Source organism: Caballeronia sp. AZ10_KS36, assembly GCF_023631105.1.
Classification (GTDB): domain Bacteria; phylum Pseudomonadota; class Gammaproteobacteria; order Burkholderiales; family Burkholderiaceae; genus Caballeronia.
In genome coordinates this window covers 136,644-156,950 of record NZ_JALQDQ010000035.1, presented here as the reverse complement: position 1 = coordinate 156,950, position 20,307 = coordinate 136,644, and the positions used below count along the sequence as shown (strand labels likewise).

General features: G+C 64.3%; 22 protein-coding genes. 12 read left to right on the top strand and 10 right to left on the bottom strand.

What is annotated here, in order from left to right; all coding sequences use genetic code 11:
* Positions 1-73: 73 nt before the first annotated feature.
* From NCR35_RS21350 to NCR35_RS21340, 3 genes are all read left to right on the top strand, one after another.
* A complete protein-coding gene (locus NCR35_RS21350; protein WP_250535900.1) occupies positions 74-1,096 on the top strand; it encodes an alpha/beta fold hydrolase in 1,023 nt (340 codons plus the stop codon).
* 333 nt (positions 1,097-1,429) lie between these two features.
* Positions 1,430-2,554, top strand: coding sequence for a porin (locus NCR35_RS21345; protein WP_250535899.1), 1,125 nt, complete (start codon positions 1,430-1,432; stop codon positions 2,552-2,554).
* A gap of 58 nt (positions 2,555-2,612) precedes the next feature.
* Positions 2,613-2,945, top strand: coding sequence for a DUF2322 family protein (locus NCR35_RS21340; RefSeq protein ID WP_250535898.1), 333 nt, complete (start codon positions 2,613-2,615; stop codon positions 2,943-2,945).
* 66 nt (positions 2,946-3,011) lie between these two features.
* On the opposite strand, the gene kdgD is transcribed toward NCR35_RS21340, so the two are convergent.
* Entirely contained in the window at positions 3,012-3,929 is a 918-nt protein-coding gene (kdgD, locus tag NCR35_RS21335) for a 5-dehydro-4-deoxyglucarate dehydratase (RefSeq protein WP_250535897.1), read from the bottom strand.
* A gap of 198 nt (positions 3,930-4,127) precedes the next feature.
* On the opposite strand from kdgD, the gene garD reads away from it, so the two are divergent.
* The 4 genes from garD (at position 4,128) to NCR35_RS21315 (ending at position 8,181) form a co-directional block, all read left to right on the top strand.
* On the top strand, positions 4,128-5,717 hold the full coding sequence (gene garD / locus NCR35_RS21330; RefSeq protein WP_250535896.1) for a galactarate dehydratase: 1,590 nt from the start codon (positions 4,128-4,130) through the stop codon (positions 5,715-5,717).
* A gap of 194 nt (positions 5,718-5,911) precedes the next feature.
* The gene (locus NCR35_RS21325; RefSeq protein ID WP_250535895.1) at positions 5,912-6,769 is read left to right on the top strand and encodes an NmrA family NAD(P)-binding protein; all 858 of its coding nucleotides are present in this window, start codon (positions 5,912-5,914) and stop codon (positions 6,767-6,769) included.
* A gap of 74 nt (positions 6,770-6,843) precedes the next feature.
* Positions 6,844-7,548 (top strand): glutathione S-transferase family protein, encoded by a 705-nt coding sequence (locus NCR35_RS21320; protein ID WP_250535894.1) that lies wholly within the window; start codon positions 6,844-6,846, stop codon positions 7,546-7,548.
* A 15-nt stretch (positions 7,549-7,563) separates the two neighbouring features.
* Complete coding sequence (locus NCR35_RS21315) at positions 7,564-8,181, top strand: TetR/AcrR family transcriptional regulator (protein WP_250535893.1); 618 nt, start codon at positions 7,564-7,566, stop codon at positions 8,179-8,181.
* A gap of 2 nt (positions 8,182-8,183) precedes the next feature.
* Here the strand turns inward: NCR35_RS21315 and NCR35_RS21310 are convergent, their stop codons facing one another.
* On the bottom strand, positions 8,184-8,825 hold the full coding sequence (locus NCR35_RS21310; protein WP_250535892.1) for a DUF1109 domain-containing protein: 642 nt from the start codon (positions 8,823-8,825) through the stop codon (positions 8,184-8,186).
* The gene (locus NCR35_RS21305) at positions 8,812-9,381 is read right to left on the bottom strand and encodes a sigma-70 family RNA polymerase sigma factor (RefSeq protein WP_244851091.1); all 570 of its coding nucleotides are present in this window, start codon (positions 9,379-9,381) and stop codon (positions 8,812-8,814) included. Before NCR35_RS21305 ends, NCR35_RS21310 begins: the two co-directional genes overlap by 14 nt.
* A gap of 342 nt (positions 9,382-9,723) precedes the next feature.
* Between NCR35_RS21305 and NCR35_RS21300 the strand changes: the two genes are divergently transcribed.
* The 3 genes from NCR35_RS21300 to NCR35_RS21290 all read left to right on the top strand — a co-directional run bounded on the left by NCR35_RS21300 (position 9,724) and on the right by NCR35_RS21290 (position 11,455).
* Positions 9,724-10,353: a cytochrome b/b6 domain-containing protein gene (locus NCR35_RS21300; protein WP_250535891.1), complete on the top strand. Its 630-nt coding sequence runs from the start codon at positions 9,724-9,726 to the stop codon at positions 10,351-10,353.
* A gap of 18 nt (positions 10,354-10,371) precedes the next feature.
* Complete coding sequence (locus tag NCR35_RS21295; protein WP_250535890.1) at positions 10,372-11,148, top strand: molybdopterin-dependent oxidoreductase; 777 nt, start codon at positions 10,372-10,374, stop codon at positions 11,146-11,148.
* A gap of 76 nt (positions 11,149-11,224) precedes the next feature.
* Positions 11,225-11,455: a pentapeptide MXKDX repeat protein gene (locus tag NCR35_RS21290; protein WP_250535889.1), complete on the top strand. Its 231-nt coding sequence runs from the start codon at positions 11,225-11,227 to the stop codon at positions 11,453-11,455.
* Between the two features lie 280 nt (positions 11,456-11,735).
* Here the strand turns inward: NCR35_RS21290 and NCR35_RS21285 are convergent, their stop codons facing one another.
* From NCR35_RS21285 to NCR35_RS21265, 5 genes are read right to left on the bottom strand one after another with little or no spacing between them, the layout of a single operon-like run.
* Positions 11,736-13,205 carry an efflux transporter outer membrane subunit gene (locus NCR35_RS21285; protein WP_250535888.1) on the bottom strand — a complete coding sequence of 490 codons (1,470 nt, stop codon included), beginning with the start codon at positions 13,203-13,205 and terminating at the stop codon, positions 11,736-11,738.
* On the bottom strand, positions 13,202-14,173 hold the full coding sequence (locus tag NCR35_RS21280) for an efflux RND transporter periplasmic adaptor subunit (RefSeq protein ID WP_250535887.1): 972 nt from the start codon (positions 14,171-14,173) through the stop codon (positions 13,202-13,204). The genes NCR35_RS21285 and NCR35_RS21280 overlap by 4 nt, the downstream gene beginning before the upstream one ends.
* Entirely contained in the window at positions 14,170-14,379 is a 210-nt protein-coding gene (locus NCR35_RS21275; RefSeq protein WP_250535886.1) for a DUF1656 domain-containing protein, read from the bottom strand. Before NCR35_RS21275 ends, NCR35_RS21280 begins: the two co-directional genes overlap by 4 nt.
* 34 nt (positions 14,380-14,413) lie before the next feature.
* Positions 14,414-16,525 (bottom strand): FUSC family protein, encoded by a 2,112-nt coding sequence (locus NCR35_RS21270; protein WP_250535885.1) that lies wholly within the window; start codon positions 16,523-16,525, stop codon positions 14,414-14,416.
* Positions 16,522-16,983, bottom strand: a complete 462-nt coding sequence (locus tag NCR35_RS21265) for a MarR family winged helix-turn-helix transcriptional regulator (protein WP_250535884.1) — start codon at positions 16,981-16,983, stop codon at positions 16,522-16,524. The genes NCR35_RS21270 and NCR35_RS21265 overlap by 4 nt, the downstream gene beginning before the upstream one ends.
* A gap of 154 nt (positions 16,984-17,137) precedes the next feature.
* Between NCR35_RS21265 and NCR35_RS21260 the strand changes: the two genes are divergently transcribed.
* Entirely contained in the window at positions 17,138-17,899 is a 762-nt protein-coding gene (locus tag NCR35_RS21260; protein ID WP_250535883.1) for a YoaK family protein, read from the top strand.
* Here NCR35_RS21260 and NCR35_RS21255 read toward each other — a convergent pair.
* The gene (locus NCR35_RS21255) at positions 17,896-18,036 is read right to left on the bottom strand and encodes a type 2 periplasmic-binding domain-containing protein (protein ID WP_350029221.1); all 141 of its coding nucleotides are present in this window, start codon (positions 18,034-18,036) and stop codon (positions 17,896-17,898) included. The two genes, NCR35_RS21260 and NCR35_RS21255, sit on opposite strands and share 4 nt — an antisense overlap.
* A gap of 88 nt (positions 18,037-18,124) precedes the next feature.
* On the opposite strand from NCR35_RS21255, the gene ampC reads away from it, so the two are divergent.
* Positions 18,125-19,303, top strand: a complete 1,179-nt coding sequence (gene ampC / locus NCR35_RS21250; RefSeq protein ID WP_250535882.1) for a class C beta-lactamase — start codon at positions 18,125-18,127, stop codon at positions 19,301-19,303.
* On the opposite strand, the gene NCR35_RS21245 is transcribed toward ampC, so the two are convergent.
* The gene (locus tag NCR35_RS21245; protein ID WP_175945997.1) at positions 19,300-20,256 is read right to left on the bottom strand and encodes a LysR substrate-binding domain-containing protein; all 957 of its coding nucleotides are present in this window, start codon (positions 20,254-20,256) and stop codon (positions 19,300-19,302) included. The genes ampC and NCR35_RS21245 overlap by 4 nt on opposite strands.
* Between the last annotated feature and the right edge of the window lie 51 nt (positions 20,257-20,307).

Genomic DNA, 20,307 nt, shown 5'->3' with positions numbered 1-20,307 from the left:
CTTTGTTGCTCTTGCTCGGACGGCGCCTCGCATCCATCATGCGCTTCATCGACGACACTTAGGGGAGAGTGACATGACGGAGAACATCAACGGCTCGCGCCGCCGCCTGCTAGGTGCGACTATCGCAGGCATCGGCGCGATGCAGTTGGGCTTCAGCGGGCTCGTTCGCGCGCAGTCGGCGGGCACAGCGAGCGCGCCTTCGTTTGCCGATATCCGTCAGATCAATGCAGGCACGCTCAAGATCGGCTATGCGCAGGTCGGCCCCGAAAACGGTCCGCCCGTTATCCTCCTGCACGGCTGGCCGTACGACATTCATAGCTTCGCCGAAGTGGCGCCGATGCTTGCGGCCGCGGGGTATCGCGTGATCGTGCCTTACCTGCGAGGCTATGGCTCGACGCGCTTTCTCTCGGCCGATACGCCGCGCAACGGACAGCAGGCGGTCGTCGCCGTCGATATCATCGCGCTCATGGATGCGCTGCGCATTCAGAGGGCGCTCGTCGCAGGCTTCGACTGGGGCGCGCGCACCGCCGATATCGTCGCGGCGTTGTGGCCGGAGCGTTGCAAGGCGCTCGTGTCCGTGAGCGGGTATCTCATCGGCAGTCAGGAAGCGAATCGCGCGCCCTTGCCGCCGAAAGCGGAATACGCGTGGTGGTATCAGTTCTACTTCGCGACCGAGCGCGGCCGCGCGGGCTATGAAGCGAACCGTCGCGCGTTTTCGAAGCTGATCTGGCAAACGGCATCGCCGGAATGGCATTTCGACGACGCGACGTTCGAGCGTTCGGCGCAGGCGTTCGATAATCCGGATCACGTCGCGGTCGTCATTCACAACTATCGATGGAGACTGGGACTGGCCGAAGGCGAGCCGCAATACGACGCGCTCGAAAAGCGCCTCGCGGCCGCGCCGCCGATCACGGTGCCGACCATCACGATGGAAGGCGACGCGAACGCCGCGCCGCATCCGAGCCCGTCTGGGTACGCGAAGAAGTTCACGGGTAAGTACCGGCATATCGATGTGGGCGGCGGCGTGGGACACAATCTGCCGCAGGAAGCGCCGAAGGCGTTCGCCGATGCGGTGATTGCAGTGGATCGCATGTGAGGGAGGCGCCACGCCGGTTGCGTGGCTCGGTAATACGATTAGGTATCCGAAGCAAAGGCCTTTGCGCGATATTTGACCGTTGATGCCGACGCAAACCGGCTCGAAGAACACGGCGACCCTCTCGCAGCGTCGAGCATCGGCTGCTTCGGTAAGCGCGGCTTCATCTTGACGGGCGGTGTGCGCCTTTCGGGCCGCGCGCGCCTGTCATTTCTCTTGCACTCGCCGAAGTCGATGCGGATCGCACCGGCCGCTTCTGCGATGTTCGCAAGATAGTGCTATGTTCGTGCCCAACAAGAATCAGCGTTGGCGAACGCCACGGACATGGAGCGGCACATGAGGAAAGACACGACGGTCAGGCTTTGCAAGGCGGCAGGGCTTCTTCTATTCACCTCCGGCGCGTGGGCGCAATCCAGCGTCACCTTATACGGCCGGCTCGACGGCGGCATCGAATACCTGAATCATGTCGCGAACGGCGCAGGCGGCAATGCCACGCGATGGAGCGCGGAAGGCGGTGACTGGGGCACGAGCATGCTCGGTTTCAAGGGCGTCGAAGACCTCGGTGGCGGCATGAGCGCCGTCTTCGACCTGGAAACCGCGCTACAGATCATGAACGGCAGAACGGGCGGCGACCGCATGTTTTCACGGCGCGCCTACGTGGGTATCAATTCGAAGACGTGGGGCCAGATTCAGGCGGGCCGCAATCTTTTCATCGACAGCGACGGCGTCTGGGAATTCGATCCGATGGTGCAGGAAGCGGTGTCCTCGGCATCGCTCGTGCGCGGACGCAACTGGCAGCAGACGAGCAACAACGTCGAATACCATAGCCCCGTGTTTCATGGCTTCGATGTTCAGGGCCAGTATGCGTTCGGCAATCAGCCCGGTGCATTCAACAGCGGCGCGCCGGGCGAGTTCGGGCGCTCCGAGGGCATCATGCTCACGTATCATTCGCCGCTTCTTGATGTGCGCGGCATCTACGACGAGTTGCGCGACCAGAACGGGCGCATGAGCAATATTTTCGCGTCGTCGCGGGAATACTTCGTTGGCGCGAACCTGAAGGTCGACAAGTTCAAGATTCAGGCCGCCTATACGCACTACGCGGCGCCCGATACGCCTGCAGGCATCGCCGATAGCGCGGACCATTACTGGCTCGGCGCGACGTATCAGGCGACGCCGCAATGGGCCGTCACCGCAGCGGGCTTCTATGTTCACGTAGGCGAGGGCGCGGGCGACGCCTCGCACGATCCCGCGAGTCACGCCATGCTCTATTCGCTCGGCACCACCTATAACTTCACGAAGCGCACGTTCGTCTACGGCACCGTGGCTTATGTGCGCAACAGCGCGAACGGCACGTTCTCCGTATTCGCGACGCCGCGCAACTCGGACGCCAGCACGAGCACGAGCCCGCTTGCCGGCGAATCGCAGACCGGCGCATACGTCGGCCTCATGCACATCTTCTGATGCGCGAATCGATTAAGATACTCCGCCTCATTCACCGACCATGACCGGAGCCTCTTTCGTGATTCAGCCGAGCAGCGTATTCAAGGACAATTTCGCGCAACTGCCTTCGATCGAAGGCATCGAGCGCATCGATCTGATCGATGCGAAGGGCGATGTCGTTGCGAGCATCGAAAACAAGCCGGGCAAACAAGGCTCGCTCGCGGTCTATCACTACCTGAAAGAGACGTTCGGCACGCTGAACGCGCAGGCCGCCGAGCACGGGCTGCTCGTATTCGCGGAACATACGGCGGACGCGCGCAATCGTCCGGGGGCGCATCCGAATGTGGATCGCCTGCTCGATATCGCCGCCGGTGGCGATGCGCTCGAACTGCGCGTCGTCGCCGCTTCTTGAGCGCCAGTTGAAACGCCCCGAGCGCCGGACGCTTGTCCCACGCTCGGGGCGCTTTAGGAGCGCGAGTTACTGCGCGCCGAGCTTCTTGATCAATGCATCGAGCTGGCTCATTTCTTCATCGGTCAGATCCGTCAGCGGCGCGCGCACCGGACCGGCATCGTGTCCGACGAGCTTCGCGCCGGCCTTCACGATACTCACGGCATAGCCCGGACGACGATTGCGAATGGCCAGATACGGCAGGAAGAATTCGTCGATCAGCTTGCCGGTGGTCTCGTGGTCGTTGGCCGCGATGGCTCGGTAGAACTGCATCGCCGTCTTCGGGATGAAGTTGAACACCGCCGACGAGTACACCGGCACGCCCAGCGCCTTGTAGGCCGCCGCGTAGACTTCCGCGGTCGGCAGGCCGCCGAGGTACGAGAAGCGGTCGCCGAGACGACGGCGAATGGTCAGCATCGCTTCGATCTCGCCGACACCGTCCTTGAAGCCGATGAGGTTCGGGCAGCGGTCCGCGAGACGCTCCAGCATGTCGGCGTTGAGCTTCGAATTCGCGCGGTTATAGATGATGACGCCCAGGTTCGGCACGGCCTTGCACACCTGTTCGGCGTGCGCCGCGATGCCTTCCTGCGAGGCTTCCGTCAGATAGTGCGGCATCAGCAGAATGCCTTGCGCGCCGTTCTTCTCGGCTTCCTGCGCAAAAGCGATGGCCGTGCGCGTCGGGCCGCCCGCGCCCGCGAGGATCGGCACCTTGCCTTTGCAGACTTCGGTGGCCGTGCGCACGATCTGCGAATATTCAGGCTGCGTCAGCGAGAAGAACTCGCCCGTGCCGCCCGCGACGAACAGCGCGGACGCACCGTACGGCGCGAGCCATTCGAGACGTTCCGCATACGTATCGGCGCGAAAGTTGCCTTGCGCGTCGAAGTCGGTCACGGGGAAAGAGAGCAGGCCCTCGGATACGATTTGCTTGAGTTCTTGCGGTGTCGTCATGATCTATGTCTCGTTTGGCAGCGTCCGGCGAATGCAGCGCTTATAGGTCATCGTACAACATGGCTCGGCTCGCGGCAACTCACGTACAGTTCGGTAGCGTATTTCGCGGGTAAACACCGAGCCAGACAGGGACGATGTGTTGTAGGATGACATAACTCCAGGACGGCGCGGGCCGTCATGCACCAGGGATTGTCGAGAATGAATCAGCCGCCGCTCTATATACGCGTGCACCCGGATGACAACGTGGCGATCGTCGTGAACGACGGAGGCCTTGGCGAAGGCGCGACGTTCGCCGATGGGCTCGTGCTGCGCGAACGCGTGCCGCAAGGTCACAAGGTGGCCCTGACCGATCTCGCGGAAGGCGATGCCGTGATCCGCTACAACGTGGTCATCGGTTATGCGTTGAAGGATTTGCCCAAAGGCAGCTGGATCAACGAGCACGTGTTGCGCATGCCGACGCCGCCCGAGCTCGACGATCTGCCCGTCGCGACCATCAAGGCGCCCGACACGTCGCCGCTCGAAGGCTTCACGTTCGAGGGGTATCGCAATGCGGACGGCAGCGTGGGCACGCGCAACATCCTCGCGATCACGACCACCGTGCAGTGCGTCGCGGATGTCGTGCAGCACGCGGTCGATCGCATCAAGGCGGAACTGCTGCCGCGCTACCCCAATGTCGATGATGTCGTGAGCCTCGGCCACACCTACGGCTGCGGCGTCGCCATCGAAGCGCCGGACGCGATGGTGCCCATCCGTACCGTGCGCAACATCGCGCTGAACCCGAACTTCGGCGGCGAAGTGATGATGGTGAGCCTCGGCTGCGAGAAGCTCCAGCCCGAACGTCTGATGCCGCCCGGCACCATACCGATCGCGGCCGCCGCGCTCGACGACGCCATTGCCGATATCGGCGACATGGAAAGCGAGGCGAACGGCGGCGCGGTCGTGCTGCAGGACGAGGGACACGTCGGCTTCCAGTCGATGATCGACTCCATCATGCTCATGGCCGAAACGCATCTGAAGCGGCTCAACAATCGCCGCCGCGAGACGTGTCCCGCATCCGATCTGGTCGTCGGCGTGCAATGCGGCGGCAGCGATGCGTTCTCGGGTCTCACGGCGAATCCGGCGGTCGGTTTCGCGACGGACCTGCTCGTGCGCGCGGGCGCGACCGTGATGTTCTCGGAAGTGACCGAAGTGCGCGACGGCGTCGCGCAACTCACGGCGCGCGCGGCGAATGGCGAAGTGGCTGCGGCCATCATCCGCGAGATGAAGTGGTACGACGATTATCTGAAGCGCGGCGGCGCGGACCGCAGCGCGAACACGACGCCCGGCAACAAGAAGGGCGGGCTGTCGAACATCGTCGAGAAGGCGATGGGGTCCATCGTCAAGTCGGGCAGTTCCACCATTTCGGGCGTGCTGTCGCCGGGCGAGAAGGTCAAGCAGAAGGGCTTGATCTACGCGGCGACGCCCGCGAGCGACTTCATCTGCGGCACGCTGCAACTGGCTGCGGGCATCAATCTGCATGTCTTCACCACGGGGCGCGGCACGCCGTACAGTCTCGCCGAAGTGCCGGTCATCAAGGTCGCGACGCGCTCCGATCTCGCGCGCCGCTGGCATGACCTGATGGACGTGAATGCCGGGACCATCGCGACGGGTGAGGCGAGCATCGCGGACGTGGGCTGGGAACTGTTCCGTCTGATGCTCGATGTCGCGAGCGGCCGCAAGCAAACGCGCGCCGAGAAGCTGAAGCTGCACAACGCGCTCGTGCTGTTCAATCCGGCCCCGGTGACCTGAAGCACGCGTCGTCCTCCAAGTGTCGAAGCCCCGTTCGCGGCCCTGTTTTGCGGCCCTTTGCGAGCGGGGCTTTTTCATTCGTGCTGCCGCGTCATGAATGTAATGACGCGGGCGGCATTTCACCGGCGCGGGCCGCCGCCTACCATGCGAGTCGTCAAACAAGACATCAACCGATTCGCAAGGAGGAAGCAAACATGTACGCCATCACGGGTATCAGCGGACAAGTGGGCGGCGTGCTCGCCGATGCGCTGCTGCAAGCGGGACAACGCGTTCGCGCGGTCGTGCGCGATGCAAAGAAGGGCGAGCCGTGGGCGGCGCGTGGCTGCGAGGTGGCGAACGCCCGCATGAACGATGCACACGCGCTGGCGCAGGCGTTCGAAGGCGCGCATGGCGTGTTCATTCTGCTGCCGCCGCAGTTCGATCCGTTGCCCGGCTTTCCGGAAACGCGCGAAGTCATTGAAGCCATCGTCACGGCGGTGCAGCGTACAAAGCCGCGCAAGATCGTGTGCCTGTCGACCATCGGCGCGCAGGCGACAGAGACGAATCTGCTCACGCAGCACACGTTGCTGCAAGACGCGCTCATCGCGCAGCCGATACCCGTGACCTTCCTGCGCCCCGGCTGGTTCATGGAGAACAGCGCATGGGACGTGCAATCGGCCCGCGACGAAGGCGTCGTTCATTCGTTCCTGCAACCGCTGGATCGCGCCATTCCGATGGTCGCCACCGAAGACGTCGGCAGAACCGCCGCGCGGTTGCTTCAAGACGACTGGCACGGCACGCGGATCGTCGAACTCGAAGGTCCGCAACGCGTCAGCCCGCGCGATATCGCAGCGGCGTTCGCGGCCGTGCTCGGCAAGCCGGTCGCCGCGCAAGCGGTGCCGCGCGAGAGTTGGCGCGACATGTTCGAACAGCAGGGCATGAAGAATCCGATGCCGCGCATCCGCATGCTCGACGGCTTCAATGAAGGATGGATCGACTTCGAAGGACGCAGCGAAGATATTTTGAAGGGAGAAGTCGATATCGAGTCGGTCATCCGCAAGCTCTGCGCATAAGAGAAGAAGCCATCGTTGCGCGTTTTGGAGCGAGCGATCTAAAATGGTCGCCTGCCAAACCGGAGCGCGCTCGCATGATCCACTTCTACTTCCACCCCACGCCCAACCCCGCAAAAGTCGCGCTGTTTCTTGAAGAAGCGGGCGTGCCTTATGAACTGAAGCCAGTCGATACCAGCAAAGGCGAGCAGCATACGCCCGCATTCCGCGCGATCAACCCGAACGGCAAGGTGCCAGCCATCGTCGATACGGAAGGCCCGGGCGGCAAGGAAGCCGTGGTGTTCGATTCGACCGCCATCCTTCTCTATCTCGCGGAGAAGACCGGCCAGTTCGTCGGCACGCCGGAAGACCGCCCGCAGCTTCTGTCGTGGCTCATGTTCATCGCCACGGGTCTCGGGCCGTTTTCGGGCCAAGCCGTGCATTTCCAGCATGCGGCGCCCGAAGGTCTCGACTATGCGGTGAACCGTTATCGGCGTGAAGCGGACCGGCACTATCAGGTGCTGAACGATCGCCTCGCAGGTCGCGAGTACATCGTCGGCGAGAGCTTCACCATTGCCGATATGTCCGCGTGGGGCTGGATCGACCGCGCATCGCGTGTGTTCAAGACGACCGAAGCGCCGCTTGCCGCGTATCCCGAGTTGCAGCGCTGGTTCGCCGCCATCGACGCGCGCCCCGCCGTTGCGCGCGCTCGCGCATTGAACAAGCAGCACGCGTTCAAGACGGTCAACGACGAAGAGACGCGCCGCGCGTTGTTCCCGTCGAACTATCCGAAGACGGCTTGAAGGAGAGGCTCGATCATGCCGCGTCCGCGTGAATTCGACGAGGAAGCCGCGCTCGATGCGGCCACCGCGCAGTTCTGGTCGCGCGGATATGAAGCCACCTCCGTGCGCGATCTCGCGGCAACGATGGGCCTCACGGCGGCCAGTCTCTACAACGCTTTCGGCGACAAGCGCACGCTCTTCGAACGCGCGCTGAAACGCTATGTGGAGCACGGCTTTCGCGACCGCGTGCGGCGCTTCGAGCATCGCCTGCCGCCGCGCGATGCGATTCTCGCGTTCTTCGACGAGATCATCGAACTGTCGGTGCGCGATCCGCATCGCAAGGGCTGTCTCGTCGTGAATTCGGCGCTCGAACTCGCGCCGCACGACCGCCAGATTCATCGCGCGTTGAGCGCGGTGCTCAAGGAGATCGAAGGCTTCTTCGTGCGCTGCGTGCGCGCGGGACAGGACGACGGGACCATTGCGGCGACCGTATCGGCCGACGATATCGCCAAGGCCTTGCTCGCTTCGCTCATGGGCTTGCGCGTGCTGGCGCGGGTCAACCCGCGGCGCGAGTTGCTCGAAGGCGCGGCGCGCCCGGTGCTCGCCATGCTGGGCGCAACCAAGCGCCGCGCAAGAGTCCGCCGCGCGAGCTAGCGCTACCAGCGCAGCACGCGCGGCCCGAGCCATGCGCCGATGCCGGCCGGCAACAGCATGCCGATCGCATACCAGACGCTCCAGAACGCGGGGCTCATCTCCGGGCAATGCAGGCAATAGGCGATGGTCGCGAGCGCGCTCGACAGCAGGCCGGCCACCGCGCCCGCCATGCGCAAATCAGTGGGCGCGAGACTTCTTGCGGCCAGCAGCGCGGCGGGAAACGTCGGCACCGAGAGCAGCACGATATTGAACGGACACGTGCGCCACGACTGCCCGAGCACGAGCGGCAAGCGTTCAGCGGGCGTCGCCTGACCGAGCACGAGCGCGCCCGCCAGCCACACGGCGATGAACGGCAGCACGATGATCGGCCACGCGACACCGCCGCGCACGCCGGGGCGACCCAGCCGCATCACGGCGATCAGCGAGCCGACCGCGACGCATAGCGGAAACGCGAGCTTGGCCCAGAACAGGGCCGTCTGCGCGACGCTCGCCAGATCGCGGCGCAGTCCGTAGACCACGAGCATCAACAGCACCGAGCCGATGAAACCGAGCGGCAGCGCCTGCGCGAAACGGCGGCCGACGGCCGCGCGATCGACGCGCGCATCACCGGCTGCGAGCAGATCGATCAGATCATCGGTTCGCATCGGATTCCTCGCTTCTGAAGCCGCGAATGCGCGCGGCAAGCGCCTTGAGTCCGCGATGCACGCCCACTTTCACGGCGGATTCCGAGAGCCCCGTGAGTTGCGCGGTCTGCGCGACCGACAACCCTTCCAGCTTGACGTGAACGATCGGCAGCCGCTGCTTGTCCGGCAACTGTGCGAGGAGCTTGCCGAGGTCGTGACGCGCTTGAGTCGGCTCGTCGTCGGTGACGGCGAAAAGGTCGTCGTGATCGTCGAGGGGATCGTTGAGCGACTCGTGACGCGAACGCGCGCGAAAGAAGTCCATCAGCTTGTAGCGCGCGATGGCATGAATCCATGCAGTAAGCGGTTCTTCCATGCGATAGGTGTGCCGCGCATTGTGCACCGCCAGCAAGATCTCCTGCACGAGGTCTTCCACGTCATCGCGATGCTGCGGAATGCGCTTGCGCAAGTAGCCGCGCAGATGCCGCGTGAGCGTCTGCAGGAAACCGCGATAGGCGTTCTGGTCGCCTTCGAGGCCGGAGCAAAGGAGCGTCTTCAGGCGATGTTCCGCGTCATGCAAGGCGAGTCCCGTGAAGGCAAGGCGATGAAAGGACGAAGCGAGCGAACGCGGCGCGATGCAGACAGCAAGCGCGGCGTAAGCTGGATCGCGTTTTAGATCGAGCGTTTCAGAATAGCCGAAGCCACGGCGAGCGGCAATGCCGGCTGCCTTTGCGCCAATCGTTTTCATCGTATGCGTCGTTTGGGGGCGGGTCGTTGCTTGCGTACGTTAGTTCGCTTGCGATGCGCGCGCGGTTACAGCGCAGCGGCAAACCGCATCGAAAAAAATTTTCTCCGCGCGCCCTGTAACCGCGCCGGCGCGGCGAGCGAATTCACGAGTACATCACCCTTATCGGCAACGATCATGGACACGACACTCGACGCCCCGCCCGATAGCCTGCAACGCAAGCATCCGGTTCATCCGCTATGGCTGCGCATCACGCATTGGCTCAACGCCGTGGCCGCGCTCATCATGATGTTCTCGGGCTGGCGCATCTACGACGCATCGCCGGTCTTCGCGCGCATCGTCATTCCGCCTTCCATCACGCTCGGCGGCTGGCTCGGCGGCGCGCTTCAGTGGCACTTCGCCGCGATGTGGCTGCTCGTCTTCAACGGACTCGCGTATCTCGCGCTGAATGTCGCGAGCGGACGCTTCTTCTCGAAGTTCTTTCCGTTATCGCCGCGCGCTGTCGTGCATGACCTCGTTGCGGCGATGCGCGGCAAGCTCTCGCACGAGAATCCGCGCGAGTACAACGCGGTGCAGAAGCTCGCATACCTTGTGGTCGTGCTCGATCTCATCGTGCTCGTGCTGTCCGGTCTTGCCATCTGGAAGTCCGTGCAGTTTCCGTTGCTGCGTGAACTGATGGGCGGCTACGACAACGCGCGCGTCGTTCACTTTTGCGCGATGGCGGTCATGGCGGCGTTCGTGGTGGTGCATGTCGTGATGGTCGCGCTCGTGCCGCGCTCGCTGCTTACCATGCTGCGCGGTCGTTGAACGAAGGGAGCCCACGCCATGAAGACCCAAGGTAAAAAGATCGCCACGCTCGACCGCGCATCCGTGCTCGCCGATGCCACGCGCGAGCTCGTCATGCCGTCGCGACGCCTCTTCGGCAAGCGCATGCTCACGCTCGGCGGGCTGTCGCTTCTGACCGGTTGCTCGCTCACCGACGAAGACTCCGTCAACACGTTTCTCGGCGCCGTTTCGCGCCTGAACGATCGCGTGCAGGCGTTGCTGTTCGACCCGACGCGTCTCGCGCCCACGTACAGCGAGGCGCAGATCACGCGGCCGTTCCCGTTCAATGCGTACTACGGCATCGACGACGTGCCTCATGTGAATGGCGCGGACTACCGGCTGAAGGTGAGCGGTCTGGTGACGGGCCAGCGCGTCTGGACGCTGCCGGAGCTCTACGCGTTGCCTCACGCCGAGCAGATCACGCGGCATATCTGCGTGGAAGGCTGGAGCGCGATAGGGCGCTGGGGCGGCACGCCGTTCCGCGAATTTCTGCGGCGCGTCGGCGCGGACACGACTGCGAAGTACGTCGGCTTTCGCTGCGCCGACGACTATTACGAAAGCATCGACATGCCCACGGCACTGCATCCGCAGACGCTGCTCACATTCGAGTATGACGGCGAGCGTTTGCCCGCGAAATACGGCTATCCGATGAAGCTGCGCATGCCGACGAAGCTCGGTTACAAGAACCCGAAGCATATCGTCGAAATCTTCGTCACCAACACGTATCCCGGCGGCTATTGGGTCGATCAGGGCTACAACTGGTTCGGCGGTTCATGACCGCCGTGCTTTCGAATCCGGCCCGGCCGGAGCAGGTTCTCAACGCAGGTCCGCAGGTCCAACAAGGAGAAGTGAAATGAAACGAGTGATGACGGCAGTGTTCGCGGCGGCATTGGCAATCGGCGCATCGGCGGCTCACGCGCAGGCGAGCGGCGCGATGTCCAACGATGCGATGTCGCACGATTCGATGAGCAAGGACGCCATGTCGCATGACAGCATGAAGAAAGACTCGATGAGCAAGGACAAGATGAAGAAGCACGACGGGCTGAGCAAGGAGCATCCCGCGTCCGGCGCAATGTCTCAGTAAGCCGGGCATCGAAGCTGGCCTGCAACGAGCACGCCAGCTTGACAGGCGTTTGCCGCGTACCTGGCACGCATGCGGCGGCATGTTCTTGCATCTTTGGTGGCGTGCGTGGCCGGTGTGTTGAGCGTCGGTCTGTCCGCAAGCGAAGCGGCCGAACGCGAACCGCGCCAACAGGTATCCGTTCGCAATCGCAAAGCCATCGGCCTACGAAAACTGCGGATGCAGTGCGCTTGCCGAAGCACCCAGCGAAGGGTCTTTGCCGGATAAGCTCGGGCGACCGCGACTACTTGCCCGGCGCGTTCGCCACGTCTTCGTCGCGTTCCCAGCCGCCGCCTAGCGCAAGGAACAGATTCACCTGATCCTGCGCGACCTGGCTCTCCGCCGCCGCCACTTGCGCGGCGACGCTCGTCAGCGTGCGCGTGGCATCCAGATCCGCGACGAACGACTCGCGCCCGGCCGTATAAAGCCGATGCGTCTCATCCGCAGATTCCACCGCCGACCGGTAGGCTGTGCGCAGATTATCGGCACGCGTTGCATCCGACGCATACGTCGCGAGACTGCTTTGCGTTTCGCGCAGCGCATTGAGCACCACGCCGTCGAAGTGCGCGAGCGCGCCGCCGGATGCCGCTTCGGCCTGCACCACGCGAGCGCGTTGCCCGTTGATCGGAAAGCTCCAGTTGATGAGCGGCCCGAACGCCCAGCGATTCGTCGTCGCGCCGAGCAGGTCTTCGGCGACGCCGACGGAACCGACCGACGCGCCGAAGCTCACCGATGGATACAGCGCCGCAGTCGCCACGCCGATGCGCGCAGTCGATGCCGCCAGTTGCCGCTCGGCTTGCCGCACATCGGGACGGCGCTTCAGGAGCGACGCGCCGTCGCCGACAGGAATCGGCTCGCGCAGCTTCGGCAGCTTGTCGCACGCGACCGCGGCGGGCGGCAAGGCGGACGGCGCGCGCGCGAGCAGCATCGCCAGCCGATACTGCGCCACGCGGCGGCGCGTGACGAAGCGCGGAATGTCGGCCGCGAGCGTCTCGGATTGCGTCTGACCGCGCGTGACTTCGGATTGATTGCCGCGGCCCGCTTCGCGCAGGCGCTGCGTGAGCCGCACGCGTTCTCTCTGGAGTGCTAACGACTTTTGCGCGATGCGCAGTTCTTCCGCCGCCGAACACGATTCGACATACGCGCGCACGACATCGGCCACTACCGTGATGCGCGCGAGATCGACCGCGGCTTCGACGGCTTCGTCGTCGGCGCGGGCGGCTTCCACGCCGCGCTTGAGCTTGCCGAAGAGATCGAATTCATACGACACGCTCAGTTCCAGCGCGCCTTCGTTCACGACCGGCAGCTTCTCGGTCAACAAGTACTGTTCCGCCGATTCCTGCGCCCGCTGGAACGCGACGGAACTGCGGCTCGAAAAGCCGCCTTGCCGGTTCGCGAATTCGACTTCGGCACGCGAACGCGCGAGGTTCGCGGCAGCCACGCGAATGTCCGCGTTAGAAATCAACGCTTCGCTCACGAGCTCGTCGAGCGCGGGATCGTCGTAGAGACGCCACCATTTCGAAGGCGCCGTGCCTTGCGTGACGGGCGCCTGATCCGCGCCGTCGATGGGCGCGTTCGCATACGGCGCATTGACCGCCGCGCCTTCGGGCAGCTTGTAGTCCGGGCCGACCGTCATGCAGCCGCCGAGCACGAGCATCGACGCGAGCAGCGTCAGGCCGAGGCGCGGGCTTCTGATGCGTGCAGTGCGCTTCATTGCGATGCACCCGAAGCCGGCACATGCGCGGCGACCGGCGATGCGGGCGCCGTCGCGGACGCGGGCATGTTGCCGGACGCCGCACGCGATCCGATGGTGGGACCGACGCCGCGCACCGAGACGGTGGCCGTGCGCCCGGCGATCATGCGGAAGTCGGCGGGAATTTCATCGAGCGTCACGCGCACCGGAATGCGCTGCGCGAGCCGCACCCAACTGAACGCGGGGTTCACGTTCGGCAGCAGGCTCGAGCTCTGTTGACGGTCGCGATCCTCGATGGCCGCGACGATGCTCTGCACGTGTCCGCGCAACAGGTTCGGCTCGCCCATCACCTTGATATCGACCGGTTGCCCGATATCGATGCCGTGCAGCTTCGTCTCTTCGAAGTAGCCATCGACGCGGAAAGAGTGCATATCGACGACCGACAGCACCGCGCGTCCCGCCGAGACGAACTCGCCGATGCGCGGCGCGCGATCGTTGAGATAGCCGTCCACCGGACTCAGGATTTGCGTGCGTTGCAGGTTGAGGCGCGCGGTGTCGATGGCGACTTCGGCATCGGCGAGCGCGGCTGTGGCCTGCTCCACGCGCGAGTGGGTTTCCTCGACCACTTCGCGCGCCACGAGGTTGCCGAGCGAGCGATTGCGCGCGTCCTCGCGCCGCGCCTGATCGAGCGTTGCGCGGCGCTGTTGCGCGGCGGCTTCGGCATTGCGCAGCGCGAGCGCATAGCGCGCGCGATCGATGACGAACAGCACGTCGCCGCGCTTGACCTGCTGGTTATCCACGACCTTTACATCGGTGATGAGGCCGGACACGTCGGGCGCGACCTGAATGACGTCGGCGCGCACGTGGCCATCGCGCGTCCACGGCGCGAACATGTAGTAATCGACCAGCTTCCACAACACGACGGCTGCAATGGCGACGACGATAAGCGTGAGCAGGATCTGCCCGACGGAGAACCAGGTTTTTTTCACGTGATGAGCCGATGCGAAACGATAACGACAAGCCCCAGCACCAGTACATAGATGCCGAGATCGAAAACGGAGCGATGCCACACGAAGCGATAGAAGCCCACGCGCGTGAGCACGGTGCGGATGACGAGGTTCAGCAGATACGCGATGAACATCAGCGCGAGAACGGCCGGCACGAAGACGCCGAGAATGTCGATTTCGCCGATCATGCGAGCGAGTCCGGTGATGTGAATGGAGTGAGCATCAGGCGGGTTCTTCCCGTGGCGCGTCGCCACGCGGGGCTGGCTGCGTGTCGGTTGCGGGCGGATGCAGCGACAAGCGCACGCCGATGAGCGCATGCAGCGTGTCGCGCAACAATCGTTCCCCCGGTAATGCCGCCTGCCCGTGCTTTTCCGCCTCCGCGATGGTGTGCGCCGCGACCTGCGCGACGGCGCGGTCGATCGAGCGCAGGAGCGTCGACGGCACCGGCTGACGTTCGCGCCGCTCGATGCAATGCCCGAAGTAATCGCGCACGCCAGCGAGCACCTCGTCGATCGACGCCTGAATGTCGGAGGCGAGCTTGCGATGCGCGCGCCGCAGATCGAGCGAATTCAGCGCGACGCGAAAGTCGCGGAAGCTCTCGATGGACGGGTGCCGGTGCGAATCCGTCGAGGCCTGCCGCGGCAGCACTTGCATCAGGCGGTCGAGCATGCGGGAGTAGAGGTTGCGCTGATCGTCGAGCGTCGCCGTGGAAGAACACGCGACGATATCGCGCCAAGCCGAGCGCGTGAGCCGCGCGACCGCGAGTTCGGAGCCGAAGGGCCGCGTCACGCGCGTCCACACGAACGCGAACAAAAGCCCGGCCACGCCCGCGAGGTTGCTATTGAGAAAGACGAAGAAGTCCGCTTCGTAGGCGCTCTGAATGCTGATGAACGTCGCGGTATTCACTGCGACGAGCATGGTGATGAGCGTGAAGCGCGGCTGCGGAATCAACGTGCCGACGACGAGGAACGGCCCCGCGAAGATGATGACGAGCATCGGGAAGTCATGCACGTGCGGCAGCACCGCGAACACGTAAAGTCCCGCGAACACCACGCTCATGCACGTCGCGAGAAAGAAGACGAACACTTGCGGCGCGGGTTCGTCGAGCGCCGCAAAGAAGCAGCACGCGACGGCGGCGAGCGTGACCGCGGCGGCGCCGTCCGCCCAGCCCGATTCGATCCACAACGCACACGCGACGATGATCGCGCTGACCGCGACGCCCGTCGAAAACAGCATCATGCCGCGATCGAAAAAACGCGCCGTGCCGCCGAGCCGCCAGTGCCGAAAGCGCGGACGCCAGTCGTGTTCGTCATGCAGCATCGCGGCGCGCAGCGTGCGAATGTCCTGCCATACGTCGATGACCTGCGAAAGACGCCACAGCGCGCTCGAAAGCAACGCGCCGTCTTCGCTCGCGAGCGCCTGCGCCGATGGCCGCATCGCGGCGATGCGTTCGCGCAGCGCGTTCGGCTCGCGATCGGACTCGGCGGCGTCGTGGATCTGCGGCGCGGGGAGCGACATCCACTTGGCCACATCGGCGAGCAACGCTTCGAGTCCTGGCGGATGCGTGCCACGCTTGTCGACCAGTTCGATGAGCGGGTCGGCCAGCGACGAAATCAGCGGCAGGAATATCTGCATGCGGCCCTGCAACGCGCGCGCGCGCCGGACGATATCGGGCCGTGCGTGGTCGTACGTGAGTTGACTCAACAGCACTTCGAGGCCGTTGACGGTCGCAGCTAACCGCTGACGCGACGCGGATATCGCGGCACCCGCGAGCCGGCCCGAAAGCGTTTCGCTCGCGTAGAAGGCGGCATCGCGAAACCAGGCATCGGTACGTTCGACGAGCGTGGGCGCAAGACGGCTCGGAAACACCACGCTGCCCACGATGCTCGCCACCACGATGCCGAGCAGAATCTCTTCGGTGCGCGAGATGGCGAGATCGAAGACGACCGCCGGATTCGTCACGGCGGGCAGCGCGATCATCGGCAGCGTATAGCCTGCGAGCAGGAAGACGTAGCTGCGCGCGGTGCGGTCGAACATCGAGAGGAATAGCAGGGTGCCTGTCCACAGCGCGACGATCACGCTGAATAGAAACGGCGATTCCACGAAGGGCGGCACGATCACCACAGCGCCCGCCGCGCCGATTGCGGTGCCGAGCGCGCGATACAGCGCCTTGGAGCGCGTCGCGCCGACGAACGGGTTGGAGACGATATAGACCGTCGCCATCGCCCAATAAGGACGCGGCAGTTCCAGCGCGAGGCCGATGTAGAGCGCGATCATCGCGGCGGCGAAGGTCTTGGCCGAAAAGAGCCACTCGCGTGCGGATGCGAACTTCATGGCGCGTCGGCCGGGGTCTTATTGCTCGCGAGCGCCGCCGTGAATGCATTGAGCACGCGCAGCGTCGTTTCCAGATCTTCGCGGCTCACGTCCTCGAGCAGACGGGCGCGCAGCGAGACGAGCCGCGCTTCCATGCGCGCGGTCACGGCGCGGCCTTCGTCAGTCAACGTGATGGTCTTGGCGCGCTTGTCCTCGGGATCTTCGTCGCGCCGCACGAGGCCCGCCGCGCATAGCTGATCCAGCAATCTGACGAGCGACGGCCCTTCGATGCCGACGTGCTCCGCGAGCGTGACCTGCCGCACCGCTTCGCCGAGCCGGTTCGCGGTGAGCAGCGGCACCGCGCATGCCTCCGATACGCCATACGAAGCGAGCACGCCGTGGCTCGTGCGCCGCCAGCGGCGCGCTGCCAGCACGAGCGTGCTACTGACCGACCGGCGCAGGAGATCAATGGAAGTCATGGGCCGGGATTATAGCGATTGTTTTATTCGTTAGCGTGCTATCGATTCATGTTTCGTTGCGTGCGCAACGGCCTGGGTGCGCCTCGGGCCGGCGCGTACGGACGGCGAAATTGTCGTGCTATCTTCTCGGCTCGACCAATCAGCACGGCCCGCCATGCCGATCAGCTACCTTCGCGGTCTGACTTCTCCCGCCCGCACCGATTCCGCCAATCGCCGGCTCGGTTGCGCGCTCGCCTTCGTCGCGGGCGCGGCGAATGCCGGCGGCTTCCTTGCCGTGGGACAGTACACGTCGCATATGTCAGGACTGGTTTCGTCGATTGCGGACAACGTCGTGCTCGGTCAGGCGGCGCTCGTGTTCTCGGCGCTCGGCGCCGTGCTCGCGTTCGTCTGCGGCGCGGCGACTTCGGCGCTGCTCATCAACTGGGGACGGCAGCGCGCCGCGCACAGCGTCTTCGCCACGCCGCTCCTGCTCGAAGCGTGCCTGCTGCTTGTCTTCGGCATGCTCGGTTCGAACCTGGAGACGCATCGCGTGTGGGACGTGCCGGCCACGGTCGCGCTGCTGTGCTTCGTGATGGGTCTTCAGAACGCGATGATCACCAAGATATCGAAGGCGGAGATCCGGACCACGCATGTGACGGGTCTCGTGACCGATATCGGCATCGAGCTAGGCAAGAGCCTGTACTGGAATCGCGGCGTGAGTCGGACGGATGCGAACTACGTGCGCGCCAATCATGCGCGACTCGCGCTGCTGAGTTCGCTGCTCGCCATGTTCGTCGCGGGCGGCTTTGCCGGTGCGGTCGGCTTCGCGCATCTCGGCTTCATGACGACCGTGCCGTTGGCTGCGCTCCTGTTGTTGTTCTCTTCCGTGCCGGTCGTGGACGATCTTGCCGCAAGCAGGCGGCGCATGCGCAACTAGCGCATCGCTCGCGCGGCGCTGCCTGTCTTGACCTCGATACCGAACGCCTGCACGAGAAAGCCCGCCTGAAGTTCCCGCGTCAACATCGCGGGCGGCGCGAGCGCCACGCCCGCGCCTTGCACGGCGGCTTCCATCATCCTCGATTGTGGCGGGCGCATAAAGCGCGGATAGTCTCGCCACGGCGGATGTAATATCGCCCCGCTACTTAAGCGAAGGACTCGAATAATGAAGCTGACAACGCTGCTCGCAGCGGCTCTTCTTTCCACCTGCCCGATATTCGGTTTCAGTCAGCCGGCAAGCCTCGGCCGTGATGACATCAAGCACATCGTCGATGAGACCATCATGCCGCTGATGACACGCGAAGGCATAGTGGGCATGGCGGTGGGCGTCGTCGTGGAAGGCAAGCCATATGTCTTCGATTACGGCGTGGCGTCGAAGCAAAGCCGCGCGCCCGTCACGCGCGACACCTTGTTCGAACTCGGGTCGATCAGCAAGACGTTCACTGCAACTCTTGCCGCGTATGCGCAGGAGACCGGGCATCTATCACTGAGCGATCCTGTCGGCAAGTACTTGCCCGAGTTGCGCGGCAGTGCGTTCGGCGACGACGTGACGCTCTTGAATCTCGGCACGCACACGCCGGGCGGCTTGCCCTTGCAAGTCCCCGACGAGATTCACGACAACGCGCAACTTATGCAGTACTTCAAGGCATGGAAACCGCGCTTCAAGCCGGGCACATACCGGACGTATGCGAATCCGGGCATCGGCACGCTCGGCCTCATCACGGCTAGAAGCATGGGGCAGGATTTCGACACGCTCATCGAGCAACGCGTCTTTGCGAAGCTGGGCATGAGCAATAGTTATATGCAGGTGCCACCCGCTCGCATGCGCGACTATGCCGAAGGTTATGCCAAGGACGGCAAGCCCGTGCGCATGAATCCGGGCGTGCTTTCGTCCGAAGCGTACGGCGTGCGATCGACGGCTTACGACATGACGCGCTTCCTGCAAGCCAACATGAACGACGCCGCGCATATCGACGCCACGCTGCAACGCGCGATCACGGCCACGCATACGGCGTATGTCCAGTCCGGCCCGATGACGCAAGACCTCGTCTGGGAACAGTATCCGTATCCCGCGCCGCTGACCGCCTTGCTCGAGGGCAACGGCCCCTCGATGATCGTGGATGGTCACGTCGCCGAGCGCATCGATCCGCCGCAAGCGCCGCGCGACGACGTCTGGATCAACAAGACCGGCTCGACCAACGGCTTCGGCGCGTACATTGCGTTCGTGCCGGCGAAGCATGTGGGCATCGTCATGCTGGGCAACAAGAACATCCCGAACGCGGATCGCGTGCGAGCCGCCTATGCCATCGTGACAGCGCTGGCAGACGGAAAGACGAAACCCTAGCGCGATGCGCTCTCGTACACGTCGGCGGCGGTGGCGCGCAATGCATCGACCATCACGCTCGTGGCGGGTGCAAAAAGACGGTCGGCGCGCGTGACGATGCCGAAGTCGTCCATCTGGCATTCCATCGGCAAGGGGAGCACCGCGGCCATGCCGTGCTGCGCATAGTAGAGCGCCACGTCTTCCGCGAGCACCGCGATCATGTCGCTTTGTTCCAACAGGCGAGTGATGAAAAGAATCGCCGCGGTCTCGACCACGTTCGACGGCGGCGGCAGACTCGCGCGCTGGAACATCAATTCGAAGCGATGCCGCAACACGCTGCCCGCCGGCGGCACGAGCCATTCGCACGGCTGCACGTCGGCGAGCGTCAACGCCGGCGCATTCAACAATGGATGACCGGCACGCACGAGCGCGCGCACCGGTTCGCCCGTCAGCGGTTCGTAACGAAGCCGCAGCTTGTCATGTTCGACTGAAAGCCTTCCGATGACGATATCCAGCTTGTCCTGCGCGAGGCGTTCGAGCAGCACGTTGCTGGTGTCGATCTCGACGGAGATGCGGATGTCCGCGTGCTGCCGCTTGACCGAAGCGACAGCGGCCGGCAAGAGCCGCACGCCCGGCGACGTGATCGCGCCGATCGCCACATGCCCGAGCCGGCCGGTCTTCAACGCGACGAGTTCTTCCTGCGCCTGATCGAGGCTGCCGAGCACCGCGCGCGCGTGACGGACGATGGCTTCGCCGTACAGCGTGGCCCGCATGCCGCGCGGTTCGCGCTCGAAAAGCGTCACGCCGAGCGTTTCTTCCAGTTCACGCAAGAGCTTCGACGCGGCGGGTTGCGTCATATGGAGCACGGCCGCCGCGCGATGAATGTTGCCTTCCTCCACGAGCGCGACGACGAGCATCAACTGCCGCGTCTTGAGCCGGCTGCGGATGTACCAGGGGGTCGAATTCAGCAACATTTTTAGGGGTTTCTACGAATGCCGTTTCGGGTATCGGTGGCGTCGAACAAT